15 protein-coding genes and 1 pseudogene are annotated in these 14,076 nt (G+C 61.8%); 9 read left to right on the top strand and 7 right to left on the bottom strand.

Going from position 1 to position 14,076, the window contains the following annotated elements:
- The first annotated feature begins 1 nt into the window (after position 1).
- The 3 genes from AD670_RS14520 to AD670_RS14510 are packed head-to-tail and all read left to right on the top strand — an operon-like array spanning position 2 to position 3,550.
- The gene (locus AD670_RS14520) at positions 2 to 1,618 is read left to right on the top strand and encodes an acyl-CoA carboxylase subunit beta (protein WP_053133348.1); all 1,617 of its coding nucleotides are present in this window, start codon (positions 2 to 4) and stop codon (positions 1,616 to 1,618) included.
- 16 nt (positions 1,619 to 1,634) lie between these two features.
- Positions 1,635 to 2,792, top strand: a complete 1,158-nt coding sequence (atuD, locus tag AD670_RS14515; RefSeq protein ID WP_053133345.1) for a citronellyl-CoA dehydrogenase — start codon at positions 1,635 to 1,637, stop codon at positions 2,790 to 2,792.
- Positions 2,789 to 3,550, top strand: coding sequence for an enoyl-CoA hydratase/isomerase family protein (locus AD670_RS14510; RefSeq protein ID WP_053133342.1), 762 nt, complete (start codon positions 2,789 to 2,791; stop codon positions 3,548 to 3,550). Before atuD ends, AD670_RS14510 begins: the two co-directional genes overlap by 4 nt.
- Positions 3,551 to 3,848: 298 nt before the next feature.
- Here the strand turns inward: AD670_RS14510 and AD670_RS32280 are convergent.
- Positions 3,849 to 3,932 (bottom strand): annotated as a pseudogene (locus AD670_RS32280) (helix-turn-helix domain-containing protein); the annotation flags it as partial.
- A 198-nt stretch (positions 3,933 to 4,130) separates the two neighbouring features.
- Between AD670_RS32280 and AD670_RS14500 the strand changes: the two are divergent.
- The 3 genes from AD670_RS14500 to AD670_RS14490 all read left to right on the top strand — a co-directional run bounded on the left by AD670_RS14500 (position 4,131) and on the right by AD670_RS14490 (position 7,106).
- Positions 4,131 to 6,014 (top strand): acetyl/propionyl/methylcrotonyl-CoA carboxylase subunit alpha, encoded by a 1,884-nt coding sequence (locus tag AD670_RS14500; RefSeq protein ID WP_053133336.1) that lies wholly within the window; start codon positions 4,131 to 4,133, stop codon positions 6,012 to 6,014.
- Positions 6,015 to 6,088: 74 nt separating this feature from the next.
- Entirely contained in the window at positions 6,089 to 6,631 is a 543-nt protein-coding gene (locus AD670_RS14495) for an exonuclease domain-containing protein (RefSeq protein WP_053133333.1), read from the top strand.
- Between the two features lie 190 nt (positions 6,632 to 6,821).
- Positions 6,822 to 7,106 (top strand): pyrimidine/purine nucleoside phosphorylase, encoded by a 285-nt coding sequence (locus AD670_RS14490; RefSeq protein WP_027603886.1) that lies wholly within the window; start codon positions 6,822 to 6,824, stop codon positions 7,104 to 7,106.
- 63 nt (positions 7,107 to 7,169) lie between these two features.
- Here AD670_RS14490 and AD670_RS14485 read toward each other — a convergent pair whose 3' ends face one another.
- Positions 7,170 to 7,976, bottom strand: a complete 807-nt coding sequence (locus AD670_RS14485; RefSeq protein ID WP_053133331.1) for an MOSC domain-containing protein — start codon at positions 7,974 to 7,976, stop codon at positions 7,170 to 7,172.
- Between the two features lie 39 nt (positions 7,977 to 8,015).
- Positions 8,016 to 8,951 carry a chemotaxis protein CheV gene (locus AD670_RS14480; RefSeq protein WP_053133328.1) on the bottom strand — a complete coding sequence of 312 codons (936 nt, stop codon included), beginning with the start codon at positions 8,949 to 8,951 and terminating at the stop codon, positions 8,016 to 8,018.
- Between the two features lie 550 nt (positions 8,952 to 9,501).
- Between AD670_RS14480 and AD670_RS14475 the strand changes: the two genes are divergently transcribed.
- The 3 genes from AD670_RS14475 to AD670_RS14465 all read left to right on the top strand — a co-directional run bounded on the left by AD670_RS14475 (position 9,502) and on the right by AD670_RS14465 (position 11,859).
- Entirely contained in the window at positions 9,502 to 9,951 is a 450-nt protein-coding gene (locus tag AD670_RS14475) for a hypothetical protein (protein WP_053133324.1), read from the top strand.
- A 358-nt stretch (positions 9,952 to 10,309) separates the two neighbouring features.
- Positions 10,310 to 11,203, top strand: coding sequence for a sensor histidine kinase (locus AD670_RS14470; RefSeq protein WP_053133321.1), 894 nt, complete (start codon positions 10,310 to 10,312; stop codon positions 11,201 to 11,203).
- The gene (locus AD670_RS14465; protein ID WP_053133318.1) at positions 11,200 to 11,859 is read left to right on the top strand and encodes a response regulator transcription factor; all 660 of its coding nucleotides are present in this window, start codon (positions 11,200 to 11,202) and stop codon (positions 11,857 to 11,859) included. Before AD670_RS14470 ends, AD670_RS14465 begins: the two co-directional genes overlap by 4 nt.
- On the opposite strand, the gene yegS is transcribed toward AD670_RS14465, so the two are convergent.
- From yegS to AD670_RS14445, 4 genes are all read right to left on the bottom strand, one after another.
- A complete protein-coding gene (gene yegS, locus AD670_RS14460; protein ID WP_053133315.1) occupies positions 11,818 to 12,738 on the bottom strand; it encodes a lipid kinase YegS in 921 nt (306 codons plus the stop codon). The two genes, AD670_RS14465 and yegS, sit on opposite strands and share 42 nt — an antisense overlap.
- A gap of 96 nt (positions 12,739 to 12,834) precedes the next feature.
- The gene (locus tag AD670_RS14455) at positions 12,835 to 13,380 is read right to left on the bottom strand and encodes a hypothetical protein (protein ID WP_053133312.1); all 546 of its coding nucleotides are present in this window, start codon (positions 13,378 to 13,380) and stop codon (positions 12,835 to 12,837) included.
- Between the two features lie 33 nt (positions 13,381 to 13,413).
- Entirely contained in the window at positions 13,414 to 13,740 is a 327-nt protein-coding gene (locus tag AD670_RS14450; RefSeq protein ID WP_053133309.1) for a hypothetical protein, read from the bottom strand.
- A gap of 24 nt (positions 13,741 to 13,764) precedes the next feature.
- On the bottom strand, positions 13,765 to 14,073 hold the full coding sequence (locus AD670_RS14445) for a hypothetical protein (RefSeq protein WP_053133393.1): 309 nt from the start codon (positions 14,071 to 14,073) through the stop codon (positions 13,765 to 13,767).
- Positions 14,074 to 14,076: the final 3 nt, after the last annotated feature.

The raw sequence follows: 14,076 nt of genomic DNA, 5'->3' as shown, positions 1-14,076 counted from the left end.
CATGCCGCTGATTGAAAGCCTGATCGATCCCCACAGTCCGCAGTTCGCCCAGAACCGCAGCGCCATGCTGGACGCCATCCAACACCTGCGCCAGCTGGAACAGGCTCTGCTGAGCAAGGCCCAGGAGGCCAAGCCCAAGTTCGACAAACGGGGTCAACTGCTGCCGCGCGAGCGCCTCAACCTGCTGCTGGACCCTGGCGCGCCGTTCCTGGAACTGGCGAGCCTGGCCGGCTACAAGCTGCACGATGACAAGGACGGCAGCGCCGCCGGCGGTGGGTTGATCGCCGGCGTCGGCTACGTCAGCGGCGTGCGCATGCTGGTGGTGGCCAATAACAGCGCGATCAAGGGTGGCACCATTTCGCCCTCCGGCCTGAAAAAATCCCTGCGCCTGCAACAGATCGCCATGGAAAACAAACTGCCGGTGGTGACCCTCGCCGAAAGCGGCGGCGCCAACCTCAACTACGCTGCGGAGATTTTCGTCGAAGGCGCGCGCAGCTTTGCCAACCAGGCGCGCATGTCGGCCATGGGCCTGCCGCAGATCACCGTGGTGCATGGCTCTGCCACGGCGGGGGGCGCGTACCAGCCAGGGCTGTCGGATTACGTGGTGGTGGTGCGCGGCAAGGCCAAGCTGTTCCTCGCCGGCCCGCCGCTGCTCAAGGCGGCGACCGGCGAAGTCGCCACCGATGAGGAATTGGGCGGCGCCGAGATGCATGCGCAAATCGCCGGCACCGCTGAATACCTGGCGCAAAACGACGCCGACGGCGTGCGCATCGTGCGTGAAATCGTCAGCCTGCTGCCCTGGAACGATCGCCTGCCAGTGGCGCCAAAACCCACCTACGCCGAGCCGCTGTACCCTATCGATGACCTGTTGGGGCTGATCCCCGATGACCCGAAAAAGCCCTACGACGTGCGCGAGATCCTCGCGCGCCTGGCCGACGGTTCGCAGTTCCTCGAATTCAAGGGAGAGTTCGACGCCCACACCGTCTGCGGCCATCTGCACATTCAGGGCCGTGCGGTCGGCGTGATCGGCAACAACGGCCCGATTACCCCCAAGGGCGCCAGCAAAGCCGCGCAGTTTATCCAACTGTGCGACCAGAGCCGCACGCCGCTGCTGTTCCTGCACAACACCACCGGGTTCATGGTGGGTACCGAATCGGAGCAACAAGGCGTGATCAAGCACGGCGCGAAGATGATCCAGGCGGTGGCCAACGCGCGGGTGCCTAAACTCACGGTGGTGGTCGGCGGCTCCTACGGCGCCGGCAACTACGCGATGTGCGGTCGCGGCCTGGACCCGCGTTTTATCTTCGCCTGGCCCAACAGCCGCACAGCGGTGATGGGCGGTGCGCAGGCGGGCAAGGTGCTGCGGATTGTCACCGAGGCCAAGCAATTGAAGGACGGCCTGGTGCCGGATCCCAAGGTGCTGGACATGCTCGAACACGTCACTGCGCAGAAACTCGACAGCCAGTCCACTGCGCTCTATGGCAGCGCGAATCTGTGGGATGACGGGCTGATAGACCCTCGGGATACCCGCACCTTGCTGGGGTTTCTGCTGGACACCTGCCACGAGGCCGAGGTGCGGCAGTTACAGCCGAACAGCTTCGGTGTAGCGCGCTTCTAACAGGAGAACAAGAACAATGATCTTCACCCAGGAACACCAGGAACTGCGCCGCACCGTCCGCGCCTTCGTCGACCGCGAGATCAATCCCCATGTGGACGCATGGGAAAAGGCCGGGCGCTTCCCCATCCACGATATCTTCCGCAAGGCCGGCGACCTCGGCCTGCTGGGGATTTCCAAACCGGAGCAATTCGGTGGCATGGGCCTCGACTACAGCTACTCGATCGTCGCCGCCGAAGAGTTCGGCAGCATCCGCTGCGGTGGCATCCCCATGTCCATCGGCGTGCAGACCGACATGTGCACCCCCGCCCTCGCCCGCTTCGGCTCCGATGCATTGCGCGACGAATTCCTGCGCCCGGCCATCAGCGGTGAGCAGGTCGGTTGCATCGGCGTCTCGGAGACCGGCGCCGGTTCCGACGTGGCCGGGCTCAAGACCCATGCGCGCAAGGACGGCGACGACTACGTCATCAACGGCAGCAAAATGTGGATCACCAACTCGCCCAGCGCTGACTTTATCTGCCTGTTGGCCAACACCTCCGACGATAAACCGCATATCAACAAGTCGCTGATCATGGTGCCGATGAACACACCCGGTATCAGCGTCAGCCCGCCCCTGGAAAAACTCGGCATGCACAGCTCCGAGACCGCCCAGGTGTTCTTCGACGACGTGCGCGTCCCCCAACGCAACCGCATCGGCCACGAAGGCGCGGGCTTCATGATGCAAATGCTGCAATTCCAGGAAGAACGCCTGTTTGGCGCGGCCAATATGATCAAGGGCCTGGAGTACTGCATCGACAGCACCATCGACTACTGTAAGGAGCGCCAGACCTTCGGCAAGGCGCTGATCGACAACCAGGTGATTCACTTTCGCCTGGCCGAACTGGCCACCGAAATCGAATGCCTGCGCGCACTGGTCTACCAGGCCACCGAGCAGTACATCAAGGGCCAGGACGTGACCCGCCTGGCCTCCATGGCCAAGCTCAAGGCTGGGCGCCTGGGCCGCGAAGTCAGCGACAGTTGCCTGCAATACTGGGGCGGCATGGGCTTCATGTGGGACAACCCGGTGGCCCGCGCTTATCGCGACGTGCGCCTGGTGTCGATTGGCGGCGGCGCCGACGAAATCATGCTGGGCATCATCTGCAAACTGATGGGCACTTTGCCTGGGAAAAAGCCATGAATACCTTGCTGCTCGAACCGCATAACGGCGTGTTGCACATCACCCTCAACCGCCCCGAATGCCGCAATGCCATGAGCCTGGAGATGGTCAACGAACTGCGCGCGGTGCTGGCGGGATTGGACAACCAGGTGCGCGCGGTGGTGATCAGCGGCGCAGGCGGACACTTTTGCGCCGGTGCCGATGTGAGGGATCTGGTCAGCGCAGGCAATCAATTGCAGGCACTGAACCGGGCCTTTGGCAGGCTGCTGCAAGAGGTGGAAGCCGTGTCACAAGTGGTGATTGTGGTGCTGCAAGGCGCGGTGCTGGGCGGAGGGTTCGGCCTGGCTTGCGTGAGCGACATCGCGATTGCCGATCACCAGGCACAGTTCGGTTTGCCGGAGACCAGCCTGGGGTTGCTGCCGGCACAGATTGCGCCGTTTGTGGTCAAGCGTATCGGCCTGACCCAAGCGCGGCGGCTGGCACTCACCGCCGCGCGCTTTGATGGGCTGGAAGCTGAACGGCTGGGGCTGGTGCACTTCACCGAGCGCGATCCGCAGGCGTTGGCGGAGCGTTTGGATGAGGTCCTGGGGCAGGTGCTGCGCTGCGCGCCAGGTGCCAACGCGCGCACCAAGGCGCTGTTGCTGGCCAGCGTGGAGCAGCCCTTGGGGCCGCTGTTGGACCAGGCGGCGCAGTGGTTTGCCGAGGCGGTGACCAGTGCAGAAGGGATTGAGGGGACGCAGGCGTTTGTGCAAAAGAGAAAGCCTGGGTGGTGCAAATGACGCCATCGGGAGCCCGCGCTGAGCATGGGGATCTACACAATTTTCAGTGGTCTGTGGCGAGGGAGCTTGCTCCCGTGGCGGCCTTCGGGCCGACCATGTCGTTGGAGTTGACCGAGTGCATATCCGTTGCTGCGGTCACGGCGGCTATGGGTTCCGCCCTTACGGCGGGTCACTTTGGAAAAGCCCCAAAGTAACCAAAAGGCTCTTGCCCCACCACTCGGTACCTCGCCTAGGCTCGGTATGCCCGAACGCAGGCTTGAATCCGTGGGCCGCCGTCATGGGCCATCCTTGGCCCAGGACGGCTAAAGCTGTGCTTTTCAGATAGATACTCAGCGATGAACATCACTTTGAGGTCCATAGGTTTCAGCTCTCTCCAGGGCAGGGTCAGATCCTCGCGAAATCGACCCTGCCAGTTAAAAACTGTTACCTATGTGTGTGAACTGATTTGTAACCCATGTGGGTGAGTCATACCGGCGAGGACCTTTTGGTTACTTTTGGGTCCTTCCAAAAGTGACCCGCTGTAAGAGCGGAACCCTAAGTGGCCGTTACCTAAATAACGGATATACACACGGAGCAAAAAATGCCGCAGTTCACAAAAATCCTGATCGCCAACCGCGGCGAAATCGCCTGCCGCATCCAGCGCACGGCCCAGGCATTGGGCTACCGCACCGTCGCAGTCTACAGCGACGCCGACGCCCAAGCCCGGCACATACAAATGGCCGACGAAGCCGTCCACATCGGCCCCGCCCCGGTACAGCAGTCGTACCTGAACATAGAAGCCATCCTCAATGCAGCCAAACTGACCGGCGCCGACGCCATCCACCCCGGCTACGGTTTCCTCTCGGAAAACTCCGACTTCGCCCGCGCCTGCCAAGACGCCGGCCTGACCTTCATCGGTCCCAGCGCCGAGGCCATCGAACTGATGGGCAGCAAGCGCCTGTCCAAACTCGCCATGCTGGAGGCCGGCGTGCCCTGTATCGCCGGCTACCAGGGCAGCGCCCAGGACGATACCTGCCTGCAACGTGAAGCCGAGCGCATCGGCTACCCGCTGATGATCAAGGCCAGCGCCGGCGGCGGTGGTCGCGGCATGCGCCTGGTCCACCAGCCGGACGCGCTGTTGGACAACCTGCACACCGCTCGCTCGGAAGCCAGGAACGCCTTCGGCAGTGACGAACTGATCCTCGAACAGGCGCTGATCGAGCCGCGCCATGTCGAGATCCAAGTGTTCGGCGACCACCACGGCAACCTGATTTACCTCGGCGAACGCGACTGCTCGATCCAGCGCCGCCATCAAAAGGTCATCGAGGAAGCGCCCTGCCCGGTGATGACGCCCGAACTGCGCCAGGCCATGGGCGAGGCCGCGCTCAAGGCCGGACGCGCGGTGAATTACGTCGGCGCCGGGACCGTGGAGTTCCTGCTCGACCGCAACGGCCGGTTCTACTTCCTGGAAATGAACACTCGCCTGCAAGTGGAACACCCGGTCACCGAGCTGATCACCGGCCTCGACCTGGTGGCCTGGCAACTGCAGATCGCCGCCGGCCAGCCGCTGCCGCTCACGCAAGCGCAGGTGAGCCTGAACGGCCACGCCATGGAAGTGCGCCTGTACGCCGAAGACCCGACCCAGAACTTCCTGCCGCAAACCGGTGAGGTGCTGCGCTGGGCGCCGGCCGCGGGCGTACGGGTTGACCATGGGCTGTGCGAAGGTGAAAAAATCAGCCCGTTCTACGACCCGATGCTCGGCAAGATCATCGCCCATGGCGCCACCCGCGAAGAGGCGCGACGCAAACTGTTGCGGGCGGTGGAAGACACATTGCTGCTGGGGGTGACGACCAATCAGCGCTTGTTGGCGGATGTGCTCAAGCACCCCGACTTTATCGGCGGTGATTTCAGCACCGGATTTATCGCCGAGCACTTCAGTGAAATACCGCGCCAGCCCGCGACGAGCGATCAACTCGCCCTGGCCGCCGCGCTGTTTTACCAACACAGCGCCGACCAGCATCCCCAAGGCCTGGCGGGATGGCGCAACACCGCCAGTGTGCCCTGCACCTATCGCCTGGAGGTCAACGGCGAAATCCACACCCTGACCGCCGCCCCGCTGCCACTCACCACCGATGGCCGTCACGCCACCCTGGTGCTCAACGGCATTCGCCGCCGCAGTGCCTATCACCTTGAGGGCACCCGCCTGTGGCTGCCCGACCTTACCGTGACCAACCGCACCCAGCAAGTTGCCGCCCCCCAGGCCGATACTGCCAGCGGCACAGTCAAGGCACCGATGGACGGCGCCATCGTCGATGTACGCGTCAGCGCCGGTGAACACGTGACCAAAGGCCAACTGCTGCTGGTGCTCGAAGCCATGAAAATGGAGCACCCGCTCATGGCCGGCATGGACGGCGTGGTCAAGGGCGTGCAGGTGACACCGGGTGATCAGGTACGCAATCGCCAGGTTTTGCTGGAGATCGAATAACCACCTAGTCGGAACTACAAGGCCGGGCTACGCTCTATCCCCAACAGGAAAGGACGAGTACGGGAACCTGCACGATGCCTCATTGGCTGATTATTGACCTTGAAGCCACAACGGATGAAGGCGGCTGGCCCGTGACGGAGATGGAAGTCATCGAGATCGGCGCGAGCCTGGTGAACCGCCAGGGCCGCGAACTGGACCACTTCCAGCGTTTTGTGCGGCCGCTGCGCCGTCCATTGCTGACGCCCTTTTGTCGCAAACTGACCCATATCACCCAGGCCAATATCGACACCGCCGCGCCCTTCACCGAGGTGTGGCCGCTGTTCGAACGCTGGCTGGGCCAGCATCAGGCGCGCCTGGAAGGCTGGGCCAGTTGGGGTGACTACGACCGCGTGCAGTTGGAGCTCGAATGGCAACGCCATGGCCTGACCAGCGCCATGGCCCCCACGCCCCATGTCAACCTCAAGCAACGCTTCGCCAAGGCACGGCGCCTGGACAAGCCCCTGGGGCTCAATGGCGCCCTGCAATTGGCGGGGATGCAGTTCCAGGGCCAGCAACATCGAGCGCTGGAAGATGCACGCAACACCGCACGCCTGCTGCCGCTGATTTTGCCGGTCTAGGCAGCGCCCGAAGCCTTGGGCATACTGGCTCCCCCTTTTCCTTGCTGCTCAACTGTAGGAGCGAGCTTGCTGGCGCAGGTCGTTAATAACGCTGTAAACCGGGCACCCAGCGGTGCTCTCAGGTTTTTCGCGAGCAAGCTCGCTCCTACAGGGTGAGCGTAAAGCATCAACTTTTTCCGAGGATTCGCCCATGTTTAAAGTCAACGAGTACTTCGACGGCACCGTCAAGTCGATCGCTTTCGGCACCGCAGAAGGTCCGGCGACCATCGGCGTGATGGCCCCGGGTGAATACGAATTCGGCACCGCCCAGCGTGAAATCATGCACGTGGTGTCCGGCGCCCTGAGCGTCAAGCTGCCCGACGCCAACGACTGGGAAACCTTCGCCGCCGGCAGCCAGTTCAACGTACCGGCCAACAGCAAGTTCCAATTGAAGGTCGCGGTGGACACCGCTTACCTGTGCGAATACCGCGGCTGATCGCTGCGCCGCAAAAAAAATGCCCGTCTCCAGCGAGACGGGCATTTTTTATGGGCGCATGACTTATTCGAGGATGATCACCGGCATGCCCACTTCCAGGCGGCCCACGCCATCGTTGACCAGGTTCTGGCCAAAAATCGCGCCGTCCTCCGTCTTGCGGTAGGCCTCCAGCGTCACAAAAGGCTCACGGTCGGCGCTGCGCTCGCCGGTGTGCGGATCGATGGTGGTGAGAATGCAGCGTGAGCACGGCTTGACCGCGCGAAACTCCACATCACCGATGCGCAGGCGCTTCCAGCCGTCTTCGGCGAAGGCTTCGCTGCCCTCGATCACAAGGTTGGGGCGAAAACGCAGCATATCCATGGGACGACCGACTTTTTGCGAGAGGTCGTCGAGGGACGCTTGCCCGATCACCAGCAACGGATAACCGTCGGCAAACGCGACCTGGTCATCATCGCGGCCGTAACCCGCCTGGGTGGTGCGCGCACGCTCCAGGGGAATCTGCACCAGCCGCGTGGGCTTGCCGATAAACGCGCTGACCCAGGCGGCGGCTTCATCGCCGGCGTCCGGCACACGCAAGGTGTCGCGCCAGATGGTCACGCCGCGCAACTCGGCCTCGTTGCCAGGCAGCTCTACGTCCAGCGGCGCGTAGCCAGGCGAACTGAGGGTCAGGCCACCGCAGCTGTTCCACAGCGCCGACAGTTGGCTCATCTTCGCCACGGCGCGCTGGGTGAGGAAACGCCCACTGGCCTCATCCACCAGCATCCAGCGTCGATCCCCGTCCAACCCGAGTTTATCCAGGCCGATCTGTTGCAGAATTTCGGCCTTGCCGGACTTCAAGGGGTAACGGTACAACGCGCTGAGACGAAGCATGAGCCAACATTCCTGAGGGACAAAGCCGTCACCCTAAGGTCAAGCAGGGACTTCGTCCAGCATCAGTCGCTGGCGCACCACATCCACCAGCTTGTCCGGCTGGAACTTGGACAGGAAGTTGTCGCACCCGACCTTCTTCACCATCGACTCGTTGAAACTGCCCGACAGCGAGGTATGCAGCACCACATACAGCTGGCGCAGGCGCGGGTCGTTGCGGATTTCGGTGGTAAGGCGGTAGCCGTCCATCTCGGGCATTTCGGCGTCGGTGAAGATCATCAGCAGCTTGTCGGTCATCACGTGGCCCGCGTCGGCCCAGGCCTTGAGCATGTTCAGCGCCTTGAGGCCGTCGCTGGCAATGTGCATCTTCACGCCCAGTTGGCCGAGGGTGTCGCGCAATTGCGACAGGGCCACGTTGGAGTCGTCCACCAGCAGCACTTCGCGGCCACGGGCGCGTTCCAGCACCGGGTCGTCGAGTTTTTCGCGGGAGACCTTGGCGTTGTACGGCACGATCTCGGCGAGGACTTTCTCCACGTCGATGATCTCGACCAACTGGTCGTCGACCTTGCTGATAGCCGTGAGGTAGTGCTGGCGCCCGGCGCTGGTCGGCGGCGGCAGGATGGCTTCCCAGTTCATGTTGACGATGCGGTCCACGCCGCCCACCAGGAACGCCTGCACCGAGCGGTTGTACTCGGTGACGATGATGGTGCTGTTCGGCCCGGGGACCAGCGGCCGCATGCCGATGGCCTGGGACAGGTCGATCACCGGCAGGGTCTGGCCACGTAGGTTGACCACGCCGCAGACGAAGGGGTGGCGCTGGGGCATCAGGGTCAGCTTGGGCAGTTGCAGGACTTCCTGCACCTTGAATACGTTGATGGCAAACAGTTGCCGCCCGGCCAGGCGAAACATGAGGATCTCCAGGCGATTCTCACCCACCAGTTGCGTGCGTTGGTCTACCGTGTCGAGAATGCCGGCCATTAAGAGCTCCTGGTGTGCGCTGGAAAGTAATGCGCGAAGTGTTTGTGCAGTTAGCTTGTTATCGGCCGCAAGTGCCGGACCTTGACCCCGGTAAAATGCCACGTAAATCCATTGATGTCACACTGACATCATGCTTTACTGCCGAAGCCTGTTCATACGGCGGTACAGCGACGTTGCGCGACACTCAAATCGACGCAAGGTTCCGCCGTGTAAGGGATTCCCCTATGCACAATCAGGCCCAACCTGATATTCGCAGTATCTAATAGCCATTAATGTGACGCCATTCTCATTGCATGAATGGAGTCAGGCTTTTGTTTGCCATCCCAAGCCCTCGTCCTACGGGTCTTCCAGACGTTCACGTGGCGGCAACTGAAGGTGTGCAATTGAGCCCGTTCACGAGGGCCACCCACAGCCGTCGCCGTCACTCTAATAAACGTCCTACTGAAAACTCAGAAGCGACCTACAGATTCCAGTTATCTTTCAGCGGTAGTTTTACGCCATTCACCCGGTGCGACCTCTCATCACCCGACCTTATGTTGTGGAGACTTGCATGATGAACGACGGTAACGAGTGGCAACTTGCACTTCCTGAGTTCCTGCGCGAGGCTGAAAAGCTGCTGACCAAGTCGGAAGAGTGCCTGAGCCATCTGCATTTGATTCGAAACGACAGTGACGCCATCGACTGCATGAAAATCAGCCTGATCAAGCTCGCCGAAAAGGCCGATTGCCTGGCCCTGCAAGCGATCAGCGAGTTCTCTCGGCATATACAGGAAGTGATCGCCAACGCCGAAAACCCTTTGCAGTTGCATGATCAAGCCCTCGATGCACTGCACAACTGCCTGATATTGCTGGCCTGGCAGTTGGAACTGATCGATGCCAAGACCGGCCAACTGGTCATGGATAAAGAAGAACAGACCAAATTGATTGACACGGTCACCTTGCAGATTCCGCAAAAGGGCTTTAATTACACACCGCAACAAGGGATGCATCACTTGTCTTGAAGCGTTATCAGGTCGCCTTCAAACACGGTGTTATCTAAAAACGACAGATCCAATTAATCCGTTGGAACGTTAAGGCGCGCGCAGAGATATCAATTAGCCATTAACGATACAATCTCATTAAAATAATACAACCTCACTTAATTAACTCTGGGAATAACGCCCCGAGTGTTTTTGCGCACTTAATAAGCCTGCCAGGCAAGGCGCCTGGCGACCAACGGTAAGAGTGGTGGTACTATGCCCCGGTTCGAAGTGACTCAACTTCAGCTTGCTTGAAAAGGTTTCAAGAACGCATCCCAAACACAGCCCGGTCAGCCGCGACCGGTCTTCCCGCAGCGAACCTTTATTGGCTCCATCCGCTATGCATGCCAGCCTCAAGACATTCATCGCAAGGTCCGCGTCCCGCAGTCACGCACGCCGTTTGATCCTCATCCTGTGCCTCGCCTCGCTGTTGCTGAGCCTGTGGGCTTACACCCGTTCCGCGCCACTGCCGCTGATGGTGCTGCTGCTCAACCTGGCCATCTTGTTGGTGGTGGGCCTGCAACAGTGGTATTCGCGCAAGTCCATCAAGTTCCAGCCTCAGGAATTGGCCGATCGCCTGCTGCAAGTGCAGGAAAACGAACGCCACCGCCTCAGCCGCGAACTGCATGACGATATCGGCCAACTGCTGACCGCCGCCAAGCTGCAAAGCGAATGGCTCAAGCGCCGCCTGCCGGATGAGCTGCAAAGCCAGTGCAGCGTGCTGTGCAATACCCTGAATGAGACCCTGGCCAAGGTGCGCGACGTGTCCGCCATCCTCAACCCCCGGCAGCTTGCCAGCCTGGGCCTGGAAGCGAGCCTGCGCGCGCACCTGCTCAAAACCCTGGAAAACACCCCGGTGCACTGGAGCCTTGAGTGCCAGCAACGGCTGACCGGCATCCCTGAAGAAATGGCCGTGGCGGCCTTTCGCATTACCCAGGAAGCCGTGACCAACATGCTGCGCCACGCTGAGGCGCGCAATCTGCTGGTGCGCCTGCAACGCCTGCCCGAGGGCCTGTCGCTGACCATCTGCGATGACGGCCAGGGCTTTGCGCCCGCCATCAACCCCGGCCTGGAAGGTCAACGGGGCATGGCGGGCATGTCCGAGCGGATTGATCAGCTTGGCGGTTCATTATCCGTCAGCAGCCAGCCAGGCCACGGGACACGGATCGACGCGATTTTCCCCTGGGCGCCCCGCGCCCTCGAACGGGCAAGCGCCCCTAAGGTTATCGAGTGACCTGCACATTACTCCTGGTGGATGACCACGCACTGATCAGGGCAGGCATCCGTGCGCTGGTCCAGGATATTCCCGGCTACACGGTGGTCGGCGAAGCCAGCGATGGCGCGCAATTGCTGGAGCAGTTCAATACCTTGCTGCCGGATATCGTGCTGCTGGACCTGTCGATGAAGCACACCGGTGGCCTCGACGCCCTGCAGCAACTCAAGCGCGCACACCCCAAGAGCAAGGTGCTGATCCTGTCGATGCACACCGACCCGGAGCTGATCATGTGTGCGCTGGAAGCGGGTGCCCACGGCTACCTGCTCAAGGACACCACGGCCAACGAGCTGGAACACGCGCTGCTGGCCTTGCACAACAACGAGCGCTACCTGAGCCCGGCGATCGCCCATACCGTGATCAACCAGGCGCTGGTGCGCAGCCAGGGGCCCATCACGCCCGCCGGCCACAGCCATAACCTCACGGCGCGCCAATTGGAAATCCTGCGCCTGATCGTACGCGGCAAATCCACCCGCGAGATCGCCCACGGCCTGGGCCTGAGCATCAAGACCGTAGAAGCTCACCGTTCGCAAATCATGAAGCGCCTGCAGATATTCGACGTGGCGGGCCTGGTGTTATTCGCCGTGCGCGAGCAGATCATCAGCCTGGACGACTAGGGGCGAACCCACCGGCAGATGCACGCGCAGGGCCTTTGGCAAGGCCTCGAAGTGCAGGTCGTCACCTTCCAGCGGCTCGCCATCCAGGTTGATGTACAAACCCTGCGCGACCTTGATATTCACCCACGGCAGACGCGCACGCACGAACATCGCGTCCAGCTCCCAACCGTTGCCCATCAGCTCGCGCAAGGTGCCGACCACTTCCTGGGGCGCCGGCAGGATGCTGACGTCCAGCAAGCCATCATCGGCCAATGCGCCAGGGCACAGCACATGCCCGCCGCCCGCCTGGCGACCGTTACCGATGCCCAGCGCCAGCAGCTCGCCCTTCCAGTGAAAATCCGGCCCGTCCAGCTCGGCATAGGCGGCCTTCAACTCGCTGAAGCGCGTCAGGCCGGTGAACAGGTAGGCGGCGCCGCCGAGGACTTTCTTCAAATCTTCGGAGGTATTGGCGGTGACCTGACTGCCGAAGCCGCCGGTGGCCATATTCAGGAAAATTTGCCCGCCCACCTGACCGAGGTCGATTGCCCTCGCTGGCACGTCGAGCAACGCCAGGGCCCGAGCCGGCTCCAATGGCACACCGGCAGCCTTGGCAAAATCATTGGCGGTCCCCAGGGGCATCAGCACCAGGCTGGCATCGCCCTTGGCCTGGGCCATGGCCTCGGCCACATCGCGCAACGTACCGTCACCGCCACCGGCAATGATGTGGGTGTAACCACCCTCCAGGGCCTCCTTGACCAGGCGCTGGGCATCACCGCCCTCCCAGGTCACCCGCACCGCCAGCTCCCAACCTTGCTCGCGCCGGGCCAGCACGGCGCTGCGCACGTCCTCGTTGAGGGCTTGCTTGCCGTGGAGGATCAACAGTGCCTTGGGTGTGGTCATGGATGGCTTACTCCTGGATTCAAAGGTGCTTGAAGGATGTGGACCTTGGGCGACCGAAAAAAAGCCATGAATATTGAAAATTAATCCCGCGACTGGTTAGAAGTTATCCATCGCGCTGCACATCGACAGCTTGCCCTTGGGCGCAGGCTCCACGGCGACCCATTGCTTGGCGCCCGCCGGCAGTTCATGCAACTGGATCGAACAATTGGCATACATGGACGCCTGCACCATGTAATCCACCCCGGGCCGAGGCACGAAGGCCATGCTGGCGGAGCATTGCCGGGAATACTGCAATTGCCCCAGGTAATGAAAGGCGATCGGCTTGTTCGCCGGCACCACCAATTCCGACGACACCGCAGCCGCCCACGAATAAATCGGCCCAGGCATGCCCAGGCTTTCACCGTTGTGATCGGGGAAGCCCGCTTTCGTCGAGGCCATCACCCCGGCGCCCGGCACGTTCCAGTCCAGGCAGTCACGCCCCGGCACCGCCCGCACCAGACCATCGGTGATCAACCGCACGCGGGCGGTCTCGCCGGCCTGCGGTGCAACGTAACCGGTGGACAGGGAACGGATATTCGCCACCTGGCCGCAGCCGGTCAGCAGTACCAGCAACGCCACGGGAACCACACGTAAAAGGCTCATCAGCATTCAACTCGCAGAGGAATAAAGGGCCGCTTACGGCTGACGGCAATTCTGGTTGACCGACAGCTCTGGCGCCGGCTCGTACTTCACCTGCTGCAAGCCATCAGCGCCCTGGAAGATGAAGTATTTGATCCGGCAGTCCTTGAACATCGGCGAATAACCCTCAGCCCGGAAGCCTTGACCATCGACCTGCTTGGTCACCGCATTATTGCGGCTGACCACCGCCAGCACCTGGGCGTAACTCTGGCCCATCTTCACCCCCGGCTCGCCGGTGACCGTCATCGACGAGGCGCAACCGCCCAGCCCTGCCGCCGCCAATGCCAGCGCGACGCCGTACAGTCCATTGCGTAGATCGTTCATTCCTTGCTTCCTTTTAGTGATGGATCAGCGGCGGCCTTCGCACACTGGAGATTCGCCAATGCGGCCAAGCTTGCACAGGTCCAGATTATCCTTGCGGGTAAAGCCAGCGTCCTTCATGCAATAGAAGTGCTTCAGTTTCTCATCGATTGAGCCGCCGCCCGTGCCCGCCACATTGGCGTACCCGCACGCGAGCATGCTGCTCTTGACGCCTTCAACCGACACCCCGCTCTTTTGCCAATAGGTAAAATCAGGCGGCGGAGGTTGAAAGCCCCTGCCCGTGCAGCCGGTCGTTAACACCGCGCAAAAACTTAACAGCAGACACCGACTGAACATGGC

Origin of the sequence: Pseudomonas sp. MIACH (assembly GCF_001269925.1) — a bacterium.
Lineage (GTDB): Bacteria > Pseudomonadota > Gammaproteobacteria > Pseudomonadales > Pseudomonadaceae > Aquipseudomonas.
This window is presented reverse-complemented; position numbering and strand designations above follow the sequence as displayed.

Bases quoted from the DNA above. Each gene is read 5' to 3' on its own strand.
- AD670_RS14445 (WP_053133393.1), bottom strand. From the start codon at position 14,073: ATGTTCAGTCGGTGTCTGCTGTTAAGTTTTTGCGCGGTGTTAACGACC.
- AD670_RS14520 (WP_053133348.1), top strand. From the start codon at position 2: ATGCCGCTGATTGAAAGCCTGATCGATCCCCACAGTCCGCAGTTCGCC.
- AD670_RS14450 (WP_053133309.1), bottom strand. From the start codon at position 13,740: ATGAACGATCTACGCAATGGACTGTACGGCGTCGCGCTGGCATTGGCG.
- AD670_RS14490 (WP_027603886.1), top strand. From the start codon at position 6,822: ATGTTTAAAGTCAACGAGTACTTCGACGGCACCGTCAAGTCGATCGCT.
- atuD (WP_053133345.1), top strand. From the start codon at position 1,635: ATGATCTTCACCCAGGAACACCAGGAACTGCGCCGCACCGTCCGCGCC.
- AD670_RS14455 (WP_053133312.1), bottom strand. From the start codon at position 13,380: ATGAGCCTTTTACGTGTGGTTCCCGTGGCGTTGCTGGTACTGCTGACC.
- AD670_RS14495 (WP_053133333.1), top strand. From the start codon at position 6,089: ATGCCTCATTGGCTGATTATTGACCTTGAAGCCACAACGGATGAAGGC.
- AD670_RS14510 (WP_053133342.1), top strand. From the start codon at position 2,789: ATGAATACCTTGCTGCTCGAACCGCATAACGGCGTGTTGCACATCACC.
- AD670_RS14470 (WP_053133321.1), top strand. From the start codon at position 10,310: ATGCATGCCAGCCTCAAGACATTCATCGCAAGGTCCGCGTCCCGCAGT.
- AD670_RS14500 (WP_053133336.1), top strand. From the start codon at position 4,131: ATGCCGCAGTTCACAAAAATCCTGATCGCCAACCGCGGCGAAATCGCC.
- yegS (WP_053133315.1), bottom strand. From the start codon at position 12,738: ATGACCACACCCAAGGCACTGTTGATCCTCCACGGCAAGCAAGCCCTC.
- AD670_RS14480 (WP_053133328.1), bottom strand. From the start codon at position 8,951: ATGGCCGGCATTCTCGACACGGTAGACCAACGCACGCAACTGGTGGGT.
- AD670_RS14485 (WP_053133331.1), bottom strand. From the start codon at position 7,976: ATGCTTCGTCTCAGCGCGTTGTACCGTTACCCCTTGAAGTCCGGCAAG.
- AD670_RS14475 (WP_053133324.1), top strand. From the start codon at position 9,502: ATGATGAACGACGGTAACGAGTGGCAACTTGCACTTCCTGAGTTCCTG.